Origin of the sequence: Methanosarcina sp. WWM596 (assembly GCF_000969965.1) — an archaeon.
Lineage (GTDB): Archaea > Halobacteriota > Methanosarcinia > Methanosarcinales > Methanosarcinaceae > Methanosarcina.
The window spans coordinates 1717415-1731412 of sequence record NZ_CP009503.1 but is presented as its reverse complement, the minus strand read 5'-3'; the positions used below and the strand labels follow the sequence as shown (position 1 = coordinate 1731412).

The 13998-nt window shown below is 42.1% G+C and carries 14 protein-coding genes; 6 read left to right on the top strand and 8 right to left on the bottom strand.

What is annotated here, in order from left to right; all coding sequences use genetic code 11:
* Positions 1–60: 60 nt before the first annotated feature.
* From MSWHS_RS07640 to MSWHS_RS07630, 3 genes are all read right to left on the bottom strand, one after another.
* Positions 61–2316: a hydrophobe/amphiphile efflux-3 (HAE3) family transporter gene (locus MSWHS_RS07640; RefSeq protein WP_231585638.1), complete on the bottom strand. Its 2256-nt coding sequence runs from the start codon at positions 2314–2316 to the stop codon at positions 61–63.
* A 561-nt stretch (positions 2317–2877) separates the two neighbouring features.
* Positions 2878–3360, bottom strand: a complete 483-nt coding sequence (locus tag MSWHS_RS07635; RefSeq protein WP_048127326.1) for a MarR family winged helix-turn-helix transcriptional regulator — start codon at positions 3358–3360, stop codon at positions 2878–2880.
* Positions 3361–3714: 354 nt separating this feature from the next.
* Entirely contained in the window at positions 3715–3900 is a 186-nt protein-coding gene (locus tag MSWHS_RS07630) for a hypothetical protein (RefSeq protein ID WP_048127324.1), read from the bottom strand.
* A 290-nt stretch (positions 3901–4190) separates the two neighbouring features.
* Here MSWHS_RS07630 and MSWHS_RS07625 point away from each other — a divergent pair, with 290 nt between their 5' ends.
* The 4 genes from MSWHS_RS07625 to MSWHS_RS07610 all read left to right on the top strand — a co-directional run bounded on the left by MSWHS_RS07625 (position 4191) and on the right by MSWHS_RS07610 (position 7763).
* Positions 4191–4778 (top strand): MarR family winged helix-turn-helix transcriptional regulator, encoded by a 588-nt coding sequence (locus tag MSWHS_RS07625; RefSeq protein WP_082088057.1) that lies wholly within the window; start codon positions 4191–4193, stop codon positions 4776–4778.
* Positions 4779–4781: 3 nt separating this feature from the next.
* Positions 4782–6170 (top strand): MATE family efflux transporter, encoded by a 1389-nt coding sequence (locus MSWHS_RS07620; RefSeq protein ID WP_048127322.1) that lies wholly within the window; start codon positions 4782–4784, stop codon positions 6168–6170.
* Positions 6171–6260: 90 nt separating this feature from the next.
* The gene (locus MSWHS_RS07615; RefSeq protein ID WP_048127320.1) at positions 6261–6437 is read left to right on the top strand and encodes a 4Fe-4S binding protein; all 177 of its coding nucleotides are present in this window, start codon (positions 6261–6263) and stop codon (positions 6435–6437) included.
* Between the two features lie 102 nt (positions 6438–6539).
* Positions 6540–7763: a digeranylgeranylglycerophospholipid reductase gene (locus tag MSWHS_RS07610; protein WP_048127318.1), complete on the top strand. Its 1224-nt coding sequence runs from the start codon at positions 6540–6542 to the stop codon at positions 7761–7763.
* Here MSWHS_RS07610 and MSWHS_RS07605 read toward each other — a convergent pair.
* The 4 genes from MSWHS_RS07605 to tnpA form a co-directional block, all read right to left on the bottom strand.
* Entirely contained in the window at positions 7760–8137 is a 378-nt protein-coding gene (locus MSWHS_RS07605; RefSeq protein ID WP_048130284.1) for a DUF3147 family protein, read from the bottom strand. The genes MSWHS_RS07610 and MSWHS_RS07605 overlap by 4 nt on opposite strands.
* A 142-nt stretch (positions 8138–8279) precedes the next feature.
* Complete coding sequence (locus tag MSWHS_RS07600; RefSeq protein WP_048127316.1) at positions 8280–8642, bottom strand: DUF3147 family protein; 363 nt, start codon at positions 8640–8642, stop codon at positions 8280–8282.
* Between the two features lie 95 nt (positions 8643–8737).
* Positions 8738–9631 carry a D-aminoacyl-tRNA deacylase gene (locus MSWHS_RS07595; protein ID WP_048127315.1) on the bottom strand — a complete coding sequence of 298 codons (894 nt, stop codon included), beginning with the start codon at positions 9629–9631 and terminating at the stop codon, positions 8738–8740.
* A 1136-nt stretch (positions 9632–10767) separates the two neighbouring features.
* Complete coding sequence (gene tnpA, locus MSWHS_RS07590; protein WP_048158902.1) at positions 10768–11181, bottom strand: IS200/IS605 family transposase; 414 nt, start codon at positions 11179–11181, stop codon at positions 10768–10770.
* 28 nt (positions 11182–11209) lie between these two features.
* Between tnpA and tnpB the strand changes: the two genes are divergently transcribed.
* A complete protein-coding gene (tnpB, locus tag MSWHS_RS07585) occupies positions 11210–12322 on the top strand; it encodes an IS200/IS605 family element RNA-guided endonuclease TnpB (protein WP_048158901.1) in 1113 nt (370 codons plus the stop codon).
* Between the two features lie 276 nt (positions 12323–12598).
* On the opposite strand, the gene MSWHS_RS07580 is transcribed toward tnpB, so the two are convergent.
* Positions 12599–13438: an ion transporter gene (locus MSWHS_RS07580; RefSeq protein WP_048127313.1), complete on the bottom strand. Its 840-nt coding sequence runs from the start codon at positions 13436–13438 to the stop codon at positions 12599–12601.
* 332 nt (positions 13439–13770) lie between these two features.
* Between MSWHS_RS07580 and MSWHS_RS07575 the strand changes: the two genes are divergently transcribed.
* Complete coding sequence (locus MSWHS_RS07575) at positions 13771–13992, top strand: hypothetical protein (protein WP_048127312.1); 222 nt, start codon at positions 13771–13773, stop codon at positions 13990–13992.
* Positions 13993–13998: the final 6 nt, after the last annotated feature.

Below are 13998 nucleotides of genomic sequence, written 5' to 3'. Positions count from 1 at the left end.
AAAAATATTTAAAAAAAGGAATCTGGTCCCTAAGCCACTCCTATGGTTTTCATCCCTTTCTCAGGCTATTCCTGCTTTTTTCTTCTCCCGGAGGGTGTCCATCATCACAATCATGGGCGGAAAAACCACAAAAGTGACAAAGATTGCCAGGCAAACATCAATGACAGTAACAAGCCCGAAATTGCTCAGGATGGGGAAAGGGGAGAAAATTAGGGCTGAAAACCCAAAGACCGTTGTAGCTCCCGAAGCTATCAAAGCTGAGCCGGTGGTTGTCATTGCCTGGTTAATTGCTTCCACAGGAGTCATGCCGTTTTCCTTTTCCTCAAAGTAACGTTCCATCATCAGGATAGAATATTCGGACCCCACACCCAGGATAAGGGCTCCAAGCACCGCGGTCATTGGTGTGTATGAAAGACCCAACTCGGACATGACGAGGCCTGACCAGCCCACTACAATAAACATGGGGACAATAGGGGAGAAGGCTTTTATGTAGTTCCTGTAAACCACAAGCAACCCGAGTAACACCAACACTATTCCAAAAATAGTCATAAAGACCCTCCCACTTGTAAGGGCACTGATGATGTCAATCATCGCCACACTTTGACCGGTAATAATTACATTAACTTCGGGGGGCGGCTGAAGCCATTGTATATCTTTATCTACAATGTCTCTTAGTTCTTTAATGCCTGTTATCTCGAGGTTATCCATAGCTTGCCCTATATCAAGGTTAATCGTCAGCAACTGGTTGCCCTGTATGTATTCTTTTTTCTGGCTTTCCGGGATTTCCTCATATATTTTCTGAATTTCTTCAGAGGTTTCAGGTATATTACCTCCGTTTTTTTCCTTTAAAAAGTCTACAATACTCGTAGCCTCGTACACATGGCCCCGGTTTTTAACTTCATACTGGCAAAACTTATCCATCCACTTCAAAATTTCCGGGTCACTGTTATCTTTTACTTTAAGGATAATATTCAGATGATCGCCCGTCCCGGAAATCAAATTTTGCATTTGTTTATAATGTACAAGGGAAGGCATATCCTGGGGAATGAAAGTATTTGTGTCGGTCTGGATAGGAACTGACTGGTCTGCATAAATCCCCGCAAAACATGTAAGCAGGGAAATTACCAGGATAACCTTTGAATGTTTTATGGTAAAGTTTGCAACCTTCATAAGAACTCTTTCAAGGGCTTTGGCTTTCTGAACCTTTGCCACAGAAGAATTTGAAGGATCAATTTCGGTATGGATTTCTTCTTTTTTCTTCTTAAACAGCCTAAATGGATTCTTCCTGGAAATCCAGTCGAAACTATAAAGGGTTACCAGTCCGAAAAAGAGCGCAGAGATGTAACACATGAAAACCCCTATCATCAGCAGTTTCCCAAAATCCTGGATCATGGGTATGGTGGAAGTAAAAAGGGGGATAAAGCCAAGAGCAGTCATTGTCAGGGCTATCAAAACGGCAGGACCTGTATGTTTTATGGTGTTTACAAGGGCTTTTTCTGGACTTTTTCCAGCATGGATTTCTTCTTCCATCCTGTTATGGAACTGGATCGCATAGTCAATCCCCAATCCTATTAGAACAGGAAAAGCTGCCATAGAGACCATTGTCATGGGCACTCCTGCATAGCCCATAACCCCAAAAGTAAAAAGAACTCCCAGCAGCACAATAGGCAGGGGAAGCAGCCCCCACCTTACATGCCTGAAGACCAGGAAGAGCACGACAATCATCAAGAGTGAAGATATCCCGAGCAAGATGCCCATGCTCTGGCTTATCTCTTTGTTAATATCAAGTCTCAGGGAAGGGGAACCAGTAACAACGAGTCCGTAGCCGGGGGGAAAAACGGCTTCTTTCAGGGAAATGTCCAGGGCATTAAGGATATCTTCCCTCTGCGTGTCAGTTGAACTGCCTGCGACTTTGATCACAAGGACCATATGAGTATTGTCAGGCATGAGTGATTCAAACGCCTCCGGCTGGATATTAAGTATATCCAGGACTTCCCTATCTGAATCCGGAATTTTTGCCCTTCCGGAGACTTTGTAATTGATTTGCTTTATCAGAGTAGCAGGACTTGTGACAGACAGAACTCCCGGGACAGGCAGCATATTATGTTCCAGCCTGTCTGCAGCTTTCATAACGGCCGAAGATTTGACTTCAGCTCCCTCAACCATTACTATAATGTTCTCGGTCTGAAAATTTTTCTTGAAAAGGTGATCATAATCCTTATATAGTTGGGTGTCTCTGGAGACAAAAGTTTCCGTCCCTGAAGCCATCTCAATCATCTGTGCCCCTTCAACGGACAGCAAGATCAGAAGGAACATAATGGCAATTATACTTGGGCGGTTACTCTGGATAAAAACCCCTAATTTTTCGAATATGTTTTTTATGGCAGTACCCCCTTGTAGGCTACATTAACTCTTTTTAGTTCTGAACAGTCTTTGTTTTGGATATTTGTTGCATGAGTTTTCAGATATCACTGGAATGCTCTAATTTTGTGGAATTCAGGTTTTATTCTGGATTCAGGCTTTATTCTGGATTCAGGCTTTATTCTGGAATATCATAAGCATCATTAGCAGTTTTTCAGAAAAAAAATCCACAGCCACAGCTAGTCAAAACTGATTTTTCCATGAAAATAATTCAAATAATTTTCCAAGTATCGTGAAATCTACTGAGGAAATTCAGCTTAGATTCCAGCTTAGATTAGCATTGAATCTCTAATAATCAGATCAGGATGCTTTTCATAGGACCCCCTGAAAAAGTGCTTTCTCAGATCCCCGGGTACAGAGGATCAAGTTCTGTAAATATAGTATAAGGAGAATCCATCAAATCAGGCCAAATGCTTGAATCCGTTCTTTTGGATTTTATTCTTTTAAGGATCAATTTCATGCTTCCTTTACGGATTCGATTTTTCTCATGATCCGCACCTCTGTTTTAAGGCATTCTTCATAATCTTTGATGTCCTGTTCCTCAAGATGTCCCATAAGAAAAGCGTCAACTTCCCCCATTTTCTTGTTAAGGATCTCATAGTACCTTTTCCCTTTTTCAGTAAGGGAGACCGGAACTCTCCTGCGGTCATTTGGGTCTATTCTTCTCCTAACAATATCTTTATTCTCCAGGGAATCTATCATCCTTGAGAGGCTACTCCTGTCCAGATTCATACACAGGCCAAGATATGAAGGGATTATTTCTCCTGCTGTGCCAATTATTATTATGGCAAGAGGCTGTTGTTTGCTGAGTTTTTCGAGTTCGTCCAAGCCGGTTCTTGATATTTTTTGATAGACTTTTCTTTCGAACAATTTGTTGAAAAGTACTGTCCTTTCAAGCATCAACAGCCTGATTTCTCTAATTTTATAATCTTCTAACATGTTTCCTCCAGGACGCCATATATGTAACTGCAGAGTATAGATGCAAGGCTGCCATAGCCATATAGCCATATTACAGCGTCGGTCTATACGCGCCTGAGGATTTTCTTTATTTTTATATAATGAAAACTTACTTTTTGACAGCCACAACTGATGTAATTATAAATAATTGATAATTACAACTAAATAATTAAATTAATTGATAATTACAACTAAATAATGAGATTATATTTAAACATATCGTATTATATAAAAAGCATAAAAAAATATTCAAAAGGTATTATGATTCGTGAACTACCCCGCCTTAGAGTTAAAAATAAGCTGGCTCCAAAAAGCAAGGCTGAGAGTAAAATCAGGCTACAAACAGGATGACACCAATCCCAATAAAATAACCTCTATGATTGAAAAGACAACGATTTGTTTTCCTGACCCTCGTTCCCCTTTATACTCCGCAAGTTCTTCCCTCATCTTTTCTGCCTGAGCGTTATCAATAGTGCCTTCATCCAGCCATTTCAGGATAAGGTCTTCATCGAATATATGCAAATTATATCAATATGTTCTATATACTTTTTTTCAGGCACATAAACTCCCGATTCCTTTTCTTATTTGAAAACAAGCTGAATACTTTTCTTATTCAGATTCCTTATCTTATTCAGATTCCTTATTTTATTCAGATTCCTTATTTTATTCAGATTCCTCCGTAACTCTTATATGTATCTGAAACCTTGAGGGCATCAGATTAGTTTCATATGAAACTATATTCCAAATCGCCTTGATCTCAAAACAAGCTTCTCAGCTTTGGAAAAAGGGTGAATAAAAGGGAGGATAAAATTATGGAAGACCCAAGAGCAATCTGCGGCCCGATCGCCCACATCTACCGGAGCCACCTGGTATACATGGCAAAGGAACTGGAAGCTTACCGGATCGGAAGTGGACAATTTGATTTTTTAATGGTTTTATACCGCAAAGACGGCATCTCTCAGGAAAACCTTGCAAGAAGTTTGAAAGTAAGCAAAGCAACAAGCACAAGGGCGATCCAGAGCCTGGAAAGAGAGGGATATGTGTACAGGCAGAGGGACAAAGATGACCTCCGGGCTTACAAAGTTTACCTGACTGGAAAAGGAAAGGAAATAAGAGGTGTCGTCCTTGAAAAGCTGATTTCTTTTGTCGATACTCTCCTTTCGGATTTCACCCCGGAAGAAAAAGAAATATTCAGGCAGCTGGTACAAAAAGCTTCAAGAAAGCTCCTTGAACCCGGGTTTGAGCCTCCGGTACTGGTGGAAGAAACTGCGGATCAGAATAGAGATCTGGGTAAAGAGCAGAACATGGACCAGAACATAGATCAGAACATGGACCAGAACATAGATCAGAACATGGACCAGAACATGGACCAGAACAGGTATCAGGACAAAAAGGAGTAAAAAATGGAAGAAAAAAGTGATATTCTGGGAAAGGAAGATGTCAAAAAGCTGCTCTTCAAGCTTTCTCTCCCCGGAATCATTGCAATGATAGTCCAGGCTTTCTATAATGTTGTGGACACTTTTTTCGTGGCAAAAGCGTACGGGGCAGAGGAGAGCATTCTTGCAATCGGTGGGCTTACGATTGCTTTTCCGATCCAGATGATCCTTATAGGAATTGCCGTTCTGCTGGGGACCGGGAGTGCGTCTGTTATCTCTAGAGCCCTTGGGGCAAAGGAAATTGAAAGGGCGAGAAGAGCCCTTGGAAATGTCTATTCTGCCGGGCTTGTAACGGGTGTGCTGATTTTTGTATTCAGTTTTTCGGACTTTTCCCCGGTCCTGAAAGCGTTCGGAGCAACGGAAGGAATAATGCCCTACGCCGTTGAATATATACAGGTCATACTGGCCGGGGCAATTACCTGCATCCTCGGGATATCCATTCAGAATATCGTCCGTGCGGAAGGAAACGCCCGTTTTTCCATGAACGCAATGCTGCTTGGGGCTGGACTGAATATCGTGCTTGACCCCCTGCTAATCTTCGGATTAGGGATGGGAGTCCGGGGGGCTGCAGTTGCAACCGTCTTTTCCCAGGGTGTGTGTGCCCTCTGGCTTCTGCATTATTTCCTGGCAGGAAAAAGTGCCATTCACTTCGGCTTTGAGATGTTGAAACCCGATCCGGGAATCCTTAAAGAGATCACAGCTATAGGGGCAGGACCTTTTGTGATGGACATTTCACAAAGTGTTAATATGATTTTTGTAAACGCTGCTCTTGCAATTTACGGGGGAGATGTCGCAATTGCCGTTTACGGGCTTATTTTCCGGCTTTTCTCGTTTGTCTTTATGCCCCTTATTGGCCTGTCCTTTGGCCTCCAGCCGATTGCAGGCTACAATTACGGGGCAGGCAAACCAGAAAGAGTGATCAAAGCCGTAAAAATTGCTGCTCTGGGAGCAGTTTCTTTCGGGACCATAGGTTTTATGGTCATGTTTCTTTTCCCGCAGAAGCTCCTTTCCATCTTCAGTTCCGACCCGGCACTTCTGGACCTTGGAAAAACCGCAATGAGGATTTTCGTTCTAGGGATACCTCTGGTGGGCATTAATATAATTGGGGCAACTTTGTTCCAGGCCCTGGGGCGGGCAAAGCCTTCTTTTATTCTTTCGGTCTCCCGTCCCATCCTCTTCTTTTTGCCCATGGTGCTCCTCCTTCCGCGGCTCTATGACCTCAATGGGGTCTGGGTGGCGTTTCCGGTTGCAGACCTGATGGCTGTTGTCCTGACTCTTTATTTTCTTTTCAGGGAACACAGGATTTTCCAGCAAATTTCCGGTCTGGAAAATGCAGGAATAGAGAATTCCAGTTAATTTGAATTGGAAACATGACCCGAACTTATATACAAAGATTGAACTTTAATCAGGGACCATAATTTTCCCGTTAAATTTGCAGGTGAACTTGTGACAATAAATGTAAACAGATACAAATGTGGTTACTGCGGTGCCTGTGTAGGGGTCTGCCCTCGCGGAGCCCTCGAACTCGTAGAAACCTGGGTGGAAGTAGATGAGAATACATGCACATCATGTGGTATATGCGGTCGAATCTGCCCTGTGGGAGCAATTGAATTAGTGAAATAAAGTAGGAAACCTGGCATAGGAAGTAGACAGAACATAGTAAGGAAACAGGAAATGAGATAGTTAAAAAACAGAATAATTTCAGGTAAAACATGAGGAAATGAAATGAAGGAGCGGTATGACATTATAGTGGTCGGAGCCGGACCTGCAGGTTCCATTGCTGCAAAAACCGCGGCAGAAAAAGGGCTTGATGTACTTTTGATAGAAAAGCGCCAGGAAATAGGAGCTCCGGTGCGCTGTGCCGAAGGCGTGAGCAAGGAGTTTCTCAGGAAGCACGTGGAAATCGACAAACGATGGGTTTGCGCCGACGTCAATGGGTCCCGTGTATACGCACCTGACGGAACAAAGGTAGAGATGACAGAAAAACTCTCGGGAAAGGAAGTCGGTTTCGTCCTCGAAAGGAAAGTTTTCGACCTCGCCCTTGCAGAACTTGCCGCGAAAGCCGGAGCAGAGGTAAGGGTCAGGACCCGGGCCACGGACCTTATCATTGAAGACAGGTTCGTGAAGGGCGCCAGGCTCATGCACCTCGGAAAAGAGTACGAAGTCCGAGCAGACATCGTCATTGGGGCCGACGGCATAGAGTCAAAGGTCGGCCGGTGGGCAGGAATCGATACATCCCTGAAGCCCGCAGATATCGAAACCTGTGTCCAGTACCTGGTAGCAGGAGTTGACATTGACCAGGAATGCTGTGAATTCTATCTTGGAAATGAGATATCTCCCGGAGGCTACGTCTGGGTCTTCCCGAAAGGGGAAGGGAAAGCAAACGTCGGAATAGGGATTCTCGGGAGCAAGGGGGGGAAGTTCAAGCCCAGACCTGTCGACTACCTCAATAAATTTGTGGAAAAACACTTTCCGGAAGGCAAAATCGTGGAAATGGTCTTTGGGGGAGTCCCGGTTTCGGGAAACATTGAAAAATTCACCGCAAACGGGCTCATGCTGATCGGAGACGCTGCACGCCAGTCCGACCCAATAACAGGCGGCGGGATCCTGAACGGAATGGATGCCGGGAAAATGGCAGGAGAAGCCGCTTACGAAGCCATTTCCACAGGGGACGTCTCAGAAGAGAAACTGGAAGAACTCTACGAAAAACGGTGGAAGACAGGTGTCGGTAAAAAAATCGACACGAACCTTATCGTCAAAAACTGCTTTGTCAACCTGAGCGATGAAGACCTCAACTCCCTTGCCCACTCCGTCAAAGACGTGAAATTCGAAAGCATGAGGCTTTTGGACCTACTCTTTGCCCTATTCAAAGCCAACAGGAAACTGCTCTGGGACCTCCATGTGCTCTTCAAGGACGTAGCCATAGAAGCAGCAAAGAACAGGTTTTAAACCTGCCGCCCCCGCTTTTCCAGAAAGCAGTGCATCAGCTGGATAAACATGAAAGAACTGACGAGCCAGGCCATGAGGGCAATAACAAGGGAGAGTCCCCATTTTCCCACGTGCTGCATGCAGAAGCTGGCTACAAAGACGCAGACCGTGCAGCCCATCATCCCGGCGCTGGCTCCAAACGCGATGTCTGCAGCCTGCTCGGAGCTTCCGAAGTGTCCGGCCATGATAACAGCTGCAGCCATTACCGCAGGAAAAGCGGCAAAAATCCCTGCAAAAGACTTCGAAGGCACGAGCTGAAGTACAATATAACAGGCAGCGACAGCCAGGCCTCCGAAGATGAACCTCAGGCCCAGGTCGTAGATATCAACTTTCATAAGCAGCCTCATGCTTCAGAACTTGTTTTGATTTCCATTGGTTTAGTCCCCGATTGATTTATATCACTAAAAATATTTATTTTGATTGTTGCGATTTAAACTGCTTTCCCTTGACTGTTATTTTCCGAACCATTTCCTCTTTTCAAAACCCGAACCAGATGAGATAAATCAACGGAGCAAGCACTGCCCAGAGGAGAAGAGCATAAGCAAGACCTCTTTTCCACCCGTACCTGAGAATAAAATAACTGGCAGCGAGTGCACAGCAGATGTCTGCTGCCATTCCCACCAGTGCTCCCCTCGAAAGCTGCTCAGTCACGGACAGCAGTTCACTGCCTTTATATTCAAGGCTAAGACCCACGACTGCTGCCAGGTACACTGCCGGAAAGGCAGCAAAGATTCCTCCGAGCTTGCCCCCGAAAGACCTAGCTATCAGAGTGGAAGCTAAAACCGCGCTTCCTCCGAACAAGAAACGGAGGAATAAAGAAAAAGGATCGATTTCAAGCATAATGTTTCTGCCCCGAAGATCTGACTGACCTGACTGACGACCTTTATGATACTTGGATACACATGGATACCAAGAAACGATCTATACAATGAACTTTATTCTCCCCTTCCGTACTTCTCCCTAATCTCTGATTCTTTTAAGACTTTTAACCCCAGTTTATCCAGAATTTCAGATATCCGTTTTCGGTCCTTACTTTTCATTGATTTCCGATCAAAGTAAGCAAATTCGGCATTTGATTTTTCAACCGCCTGTCGGATAAGAGCTTCGTCCACGAATTCCAGCTGATACTTGGGGAAATTGTGCCCGAAAGATATACCGGTTTCAAGTAAAAGCCCGGTCTGGCGCATGGCATAGTGCCCTCCTCCGAAACCAACTGCTGTTGGCACTTTTTCCAGAGAGACTGCAAGGATGGCCCTGGCAACAATTTCTCCGGGGATCGGTTCTTCCCACTGCCCCTCGGTGCTCCCGATTTCGGCATAGATGGAAGGCACAGTTAGTTCAGTTGGCCCATGGTGAGTTACTTCCAGGGTTACGTCGTAAGCCAGCCCCTTTGTTTCAGCAAGCCTTTTCATCTCCATAAGGATGGATTTCATTGCCGGTGGAGAGGATACAGCAAGTTCTCTCGGGTGCCCCCCGAGCCTGGCTTCGTCCGAGGGATTTCCAGTACAGTGCACGGTCAGGGACTTCACTTCCTCCTTGCTCCTATGCTTGGAGGCAAAAATAATTAATTTGGCAGGAAGCCCCGCAACTTCCAGTTTTTTATCAAGCCCGTCCTGGAAAACATGGATTTCCTCAATTTCCACAAGCCTGAACTTCCCATCTGCAGACTCCCGGGCAGCTGAGAAACCGGAGTTTTCGGGGAGTTCCAGGAGTTTCCATTCCCTGAGGGCGAGAAGGTGCTTCTTTATGTTCTGACTTGCAAGGTCAGGGGCAGAACAGATGATGGTGATTTTTGAATTATTCACATTTTCTGGATCTATATCTGTCATTGTCGGATCAGTCCGCTTTTCTTCTGAATTTATCCTGAATCTGTTCTGGACTTTCGTTCAGAAACAATTTCGTTCAAAAACAATTGTCTCTAAAATTCGTAAAGATAGATAAAACCAACCCCAAAATTCCGGCTCTGACCAAAAAGTTTTTGATTTGTCTGTTTGACCGTCCCTATTTATCCGAGACTGATGCGCTGGTTTCTTGTTCATACAGCCCAGAACCCGAACAGGAAACTTATGCACCTGGAAGGTTGAAAAAGCATAATGATTAGAACTATGATGGGAACTACTTGTTTAGCATGAAAGTGCTCTCAAGTACTTTCATTATTTGTGCCTGCTATTCGAAGAGTTTCATGTGCGTTTTATGGATGTCTCTGGTCATGTACCTATGTTTACTTTTGCCCTTATATAAACATCAGTAACGAAAGCTAAGAGACATATTTTTGAAAGTGTTTGTCCACTTTAATATTTTAAGGGTTGAAAAAAATCTAAAAATATTTAGACATAATAATCTAGCTAAAAATAATGATATAAATTTAAGAGATAACTAACATTAATATTTTTTAAATAAAATATCGCAATAAAATGGCTAAAAGTTTTTAACTTTTGATTGCATTAATTAATGAACAAATATATCAAATAATTTTATTAACATATTAATTAAATAAATTATATTATTAAATAATAAATGTTAAAAAATGCCTATTTTTAGATTTTTAGATAAAAAACTAGATTTTTAGGACTAATTAAAAATAGTCTTATTTTAATAGTATCACTTACCTTCGGCAGGTCGACATTTACTTTTTGATACTTTTTGCTGATGGCGATTTTGAAATGATGCTTCATAATTGTGAATAGTTGTTAGGTTTACATATGACCAATTATTAATCTCTCATACTAAACTTTAATGAGAAAATAGTTCAGTGCTTATATAGGTCGTGAGAGTTGGGTCACACGTTAACCAATTTTAAACATAACATATATTTAGCTAAGGTTCTAAAACGGTATCAAGAAAAATATTCTAATTTCTAATGTCGACCTGCCGAAAGTGAGGTATCAGTAAATATACATTAATATTTTATATGAAGAAGCGTAAAACCCCTGAGTCTTTAGCTCAGGGGATATAAGCGTCAACTTCAACCCTGATTTCGTATGTAATATTCTGCCGCCTCTTTACTAACATTTCCGATAGTAGACGCAAAATAACCATCACTCCATAACGTATTCTCACCCCAATAATACTTTTTCAGATATTCTTTTTGAGTTTTCCATAACCTGTTAGTATATTCTTGTTTCAATTTTCTGACAATTGACAAAACGCTAACTTTCGGTTCACTCTTGATCAAGAAATGAATATGGTCTTTGTCAGTTTCCATTTCAAGGATTTCAAAGTTAGACTCTTTTGAAATGTCAATCATAATCTGTTTGAGTTCTTCGCTAATTGGTTCAAGTATGACTTTTTGGTATTTGCAAACAAAAATAACATGATACATTAACAAAAATTTGCTATGATTCCGTGTTTCATACTTCGTATTTACCAAAAAGTACATGTGTTGTTAAAGCATATAATGCCTTTGTATGATGCAAGCGTTCAAATTTAGACTCTATCCTACAACTACACAAGCTATTCAATTGAATCAGCATATAGGTAGCTGTAGATTTGTCTATAATTGGGCACTTGACCAGAAAATTAAAACTTATGAGCAGACAGGGGAATCAATTTCCAGATTTGACTTAAACAAATTAATTCCTACTCTAAAGGCTTCTAATGAGTGGTTAGGAGAAGTTAACTCTCAATCATTACAGGGGATGACTAAGCAGGTTGAATCCGCTTTCACTAGATTCTTTAGAGAGAAAACAGGGTTTCCAAAGTTCAAATCAAAAAAGAATCCGATACAGTCTTTTCCTGTACCTCAACACTACACTGTAAACTTTGAAAATAATACTATCAAGCTTCCTAAAATAGAACCAATTAAAGCAGTTCTTCACAGGAAGTTTGAAGGAGAGCCTAAAACGGCTACGGTATCAAGGACATGTAAAGGACATTACTACATCAGTATCCTTGTTGAAGATGGAAAAGAACTTCCAGTAAAGGAAGCTTTCACAGAATCAACAACAGTAGGAATTGATGTAGGTATCAAAGACTTTGCTGTCCTTTCAACAGGAGAAAAGGTTGAGAATCCAAAGTACTTGAAAAACTCTCTTAAAAGGCTCAAAGTATTACAGAAAAGAGTCTCAAGGAAACAGAAAGGCTCTAAGAACAGGGCAAAAGCTAAACGAAGACTTGCTGTACTCCATGACAAAATAACAAATCAGAGAAATGACTTCCAGAACAAACTCTCTTTTAGACTTGTTAGCGAAAACCAAGCTGTAGCTCTGGAAACTCTAAATGTTAAAGGCATGGTTAAGAATCATCACTTAGCACAGGCTATAAGTGATTCTGCGTGGAGTAGTTTTGTAACAAAGTTGGAATATAAGGCTCAATGGTTTGGAAAAACCGTCCTGAGAATTGGACAATTTGAACCCTCTTCTAAGCTATGTAGTGTGTGTGGATACCACAATAAAGAGCTTCAGCTAAAAGACAGAGAATGGATTTGTCCAGACTGTAAAACCAAACACCATAGAGACATTAATGCCGCTATCAATATCAAAAAATTCGCTCTCATAGATCAGAATCTAATTGGATTATGACACCGTAGGGACTACGGGGATGAGCTTGGGGACTTGCCCTCAATAGAGGGAGGATGAACCAAGAAGCCACTCAGTCTTTAGCTGAGTGGTAGTTCACATTTGTGATTTTACAGAGAAAAATGGCACACTCCTATACGGAGGATGTCCCGAACAGGACTTTTAATTCGAAAAGCTATTTTCTCTTCGTAAGAAGTATGGAACAAGATTATGGGAACAAATGGATCAGCCGGTCAAATAGATTCTGAAAACAAATGGGTCAACCGGTCAATAAGAAGCTTATAATTCTGCTCCGCAACGCTTACAGAATTTAGCGTCGCTGTCATGCCCCTCAAAACTGCAATTCTGGCATACTCTTCCTTTAATGTTTCTGCTTGCATAGCTGATCTCAGATGTGACAATCCCTGTCGGAACCGCTATGATGCTGTAGCCTATGATCATGATAACTGATGCCAGTGCCTGTCCGAGATTAGTCTCAGGGACTATATCCCCGTATCCTACGGTTGTAAGGGTTATAATTGCCCAGTAGATGCTCCGGGGTATGCTGGTAAACCCGCTCTCTGCCCCTTCAATAACATACATAAGGGAGCCCAATATCACCACCAGAGTCAAAACAGTAAATAGAAACAGGGTTATTTTTCGCCGGCTTGCGCGTAAAGCTCTTATCAATAAATCAGCTTCACCAATATACTGGGCAAGTTTGAGCACCCTGAAAACCCTGAGTAACCGTAAACTCCGGATCACCAGCAGATATTGGCTGCCCGGCAGTATCAGGCTAAGATATGTCGGGAGAATTGCCAGCAAGTCTATGATGCCAAAGAAACTTGTGGCGTATCGGCTGGGGCGACCAACACAGCCCAGGCGCAAAAAATATTCCACTGTAAACAGTATCGTAAAAACCCATTCCAGGGAATAGAACAAATCGCCATGTAAAGCCGAGATGCTACTTACGCTATCGAGCATAACAACAATAATGCTCAGCAGGATGCTAAGAATCAGGATTTCATCAAAACGTTTTCCAGCGGGTGTGTCTGCTTCAAATATTATTGTGTATAACGTATTTCGCCAGTTATTCTCAGGTGGCTTATTTTGCGGGTTATTTTTCACTGAAGCAACCATATTAACATCCACGCAACAAGAGTTTGATATGCAATCCGGATTTTAGAAGCTGCGGTTATAGTGCAGCATCTTACAAAGCAGTTACTTTCACCTATGTTTCACAAAGTAATAAGTATTTTCTTGGAGTAACCAACATTAATAGTTAAATAATTGAGTCTTTGACATATTTTCATAATGACCTATTTTTATAATGTTGAACGATTCGAATGTTTCCTGGCTAAAACATGTTTATTAATATAAAGAAAGTGATATAGTGTATCCTGCACATATACTATATCTCAAACAATCTGGTTTCTGGAGTGATTTTCAATTTTGCTTGAAGAGATGTTCTTATGAATAGCAACACAGCAGCGAAAAATCTTGGAATAGGACTGGCGGTCATTGGCTTTCTCTTACTGCTGGGATATGGCCTTTATAATTTATTTACCTTTGAATCCAGCCCGGTACTTAAAGTGTCTATCGGGGCAATTATAGCAGGTATAATGCTGGTTTTATTGACCCTGATAAAGGAAAAAATGAGTGTTAAGGATAAGGAAACTAAAAGAAGATACTAGGTGAGA

Excerpts from the sequence above, each read along its gene's own strand:
- MSWHS_RS07640 (WP_231585638.1), bottom strand. The coding sequence starts at position 2,316 with ATGTTCCTTCTGATCTTGCTGTCCGTTGAAGGGGCACAGATGATTGAG.
- MSWHS_RS07635 (WP_048127326.1), bottom strand. The coding sequence starts at position 3,360 with ATGTTAGAAGATTATAAAATTAGAGAAATCAGGCTGTTGATGCTTGAA.
- MSWHS_RS07625 (WP_082088057.1), top strand. The coding sequence starts at position 4,191 with ATGGAAGACCCAAGAGCAATCTGCGGCCCGATCGCCCACATCTACCGG.
- MSWHS_RS07620 (WP_048127322.1), top strand. The coding sequence starts at position 4,782 with ATGGAAGAAAAAAGTGATATTCTGGGAAAGGAAGATGTCAAAAAGCTG.
- MSWHS_RS07610 (WP_048127318.1), top strand. The coding sequence starts at position 6,540 with ATGAAGGAGCGGTATGACATTATAGTGGTCGGAGCCGGACCTGCAGGT.
- MSWHS_RS07605 (WP_048130284.1), bottom strand. The coding sequence starts at position 8,137 with ATGAAAGTTGATATCTACGACCTGGGCCTGAGGTTCATCTTCGGAGGC.
- MSWHS_RS07600 (WP_048127316.1), bottom strand. The coding sequence starts at position 8,642 with ATGCTTGAAATCGATCCTTTTTCTTTATTCCTCCGTTTCTTGTTCGGA.
- MSWHS_RS07595 (WP_048127315.1), bottom strand. The coding sequence starts at position 9,631 with ATGACAGATATAGATCCAGAAAATGTGAATAATTCAAAAATCACCATC.
- tnpA (WP_048158902.1), bottom strand. The coding sequence starts at position 11,181 with ATGTACTTTTTGGTAAATACGAAGTATGAAACACGGAATCATAGCAAA.
- tnpB (WP_048158901.1), top strand. The coding sequence starts at position 11,210 with ATGATGCAAGCGTTCAAATTTAGACTCTATCCTACAACTACACAAGCT.
- MSWHS_RS07580 (WP_048127313.1), bottom strand. The coding sequence starts at position 13,438 with ATGGTTGCTTCAGTGAAAAATAACCCGCAAAATAAGCCACCTGAGAAT.
- MSWHS_RS07575 (WP_048127312.1), top strand. The coding sequence starts at position 13,771 with ATGAATAGCAACACAGCAGCGAAAAATCTTGGAATAGGACTGGCGGTC.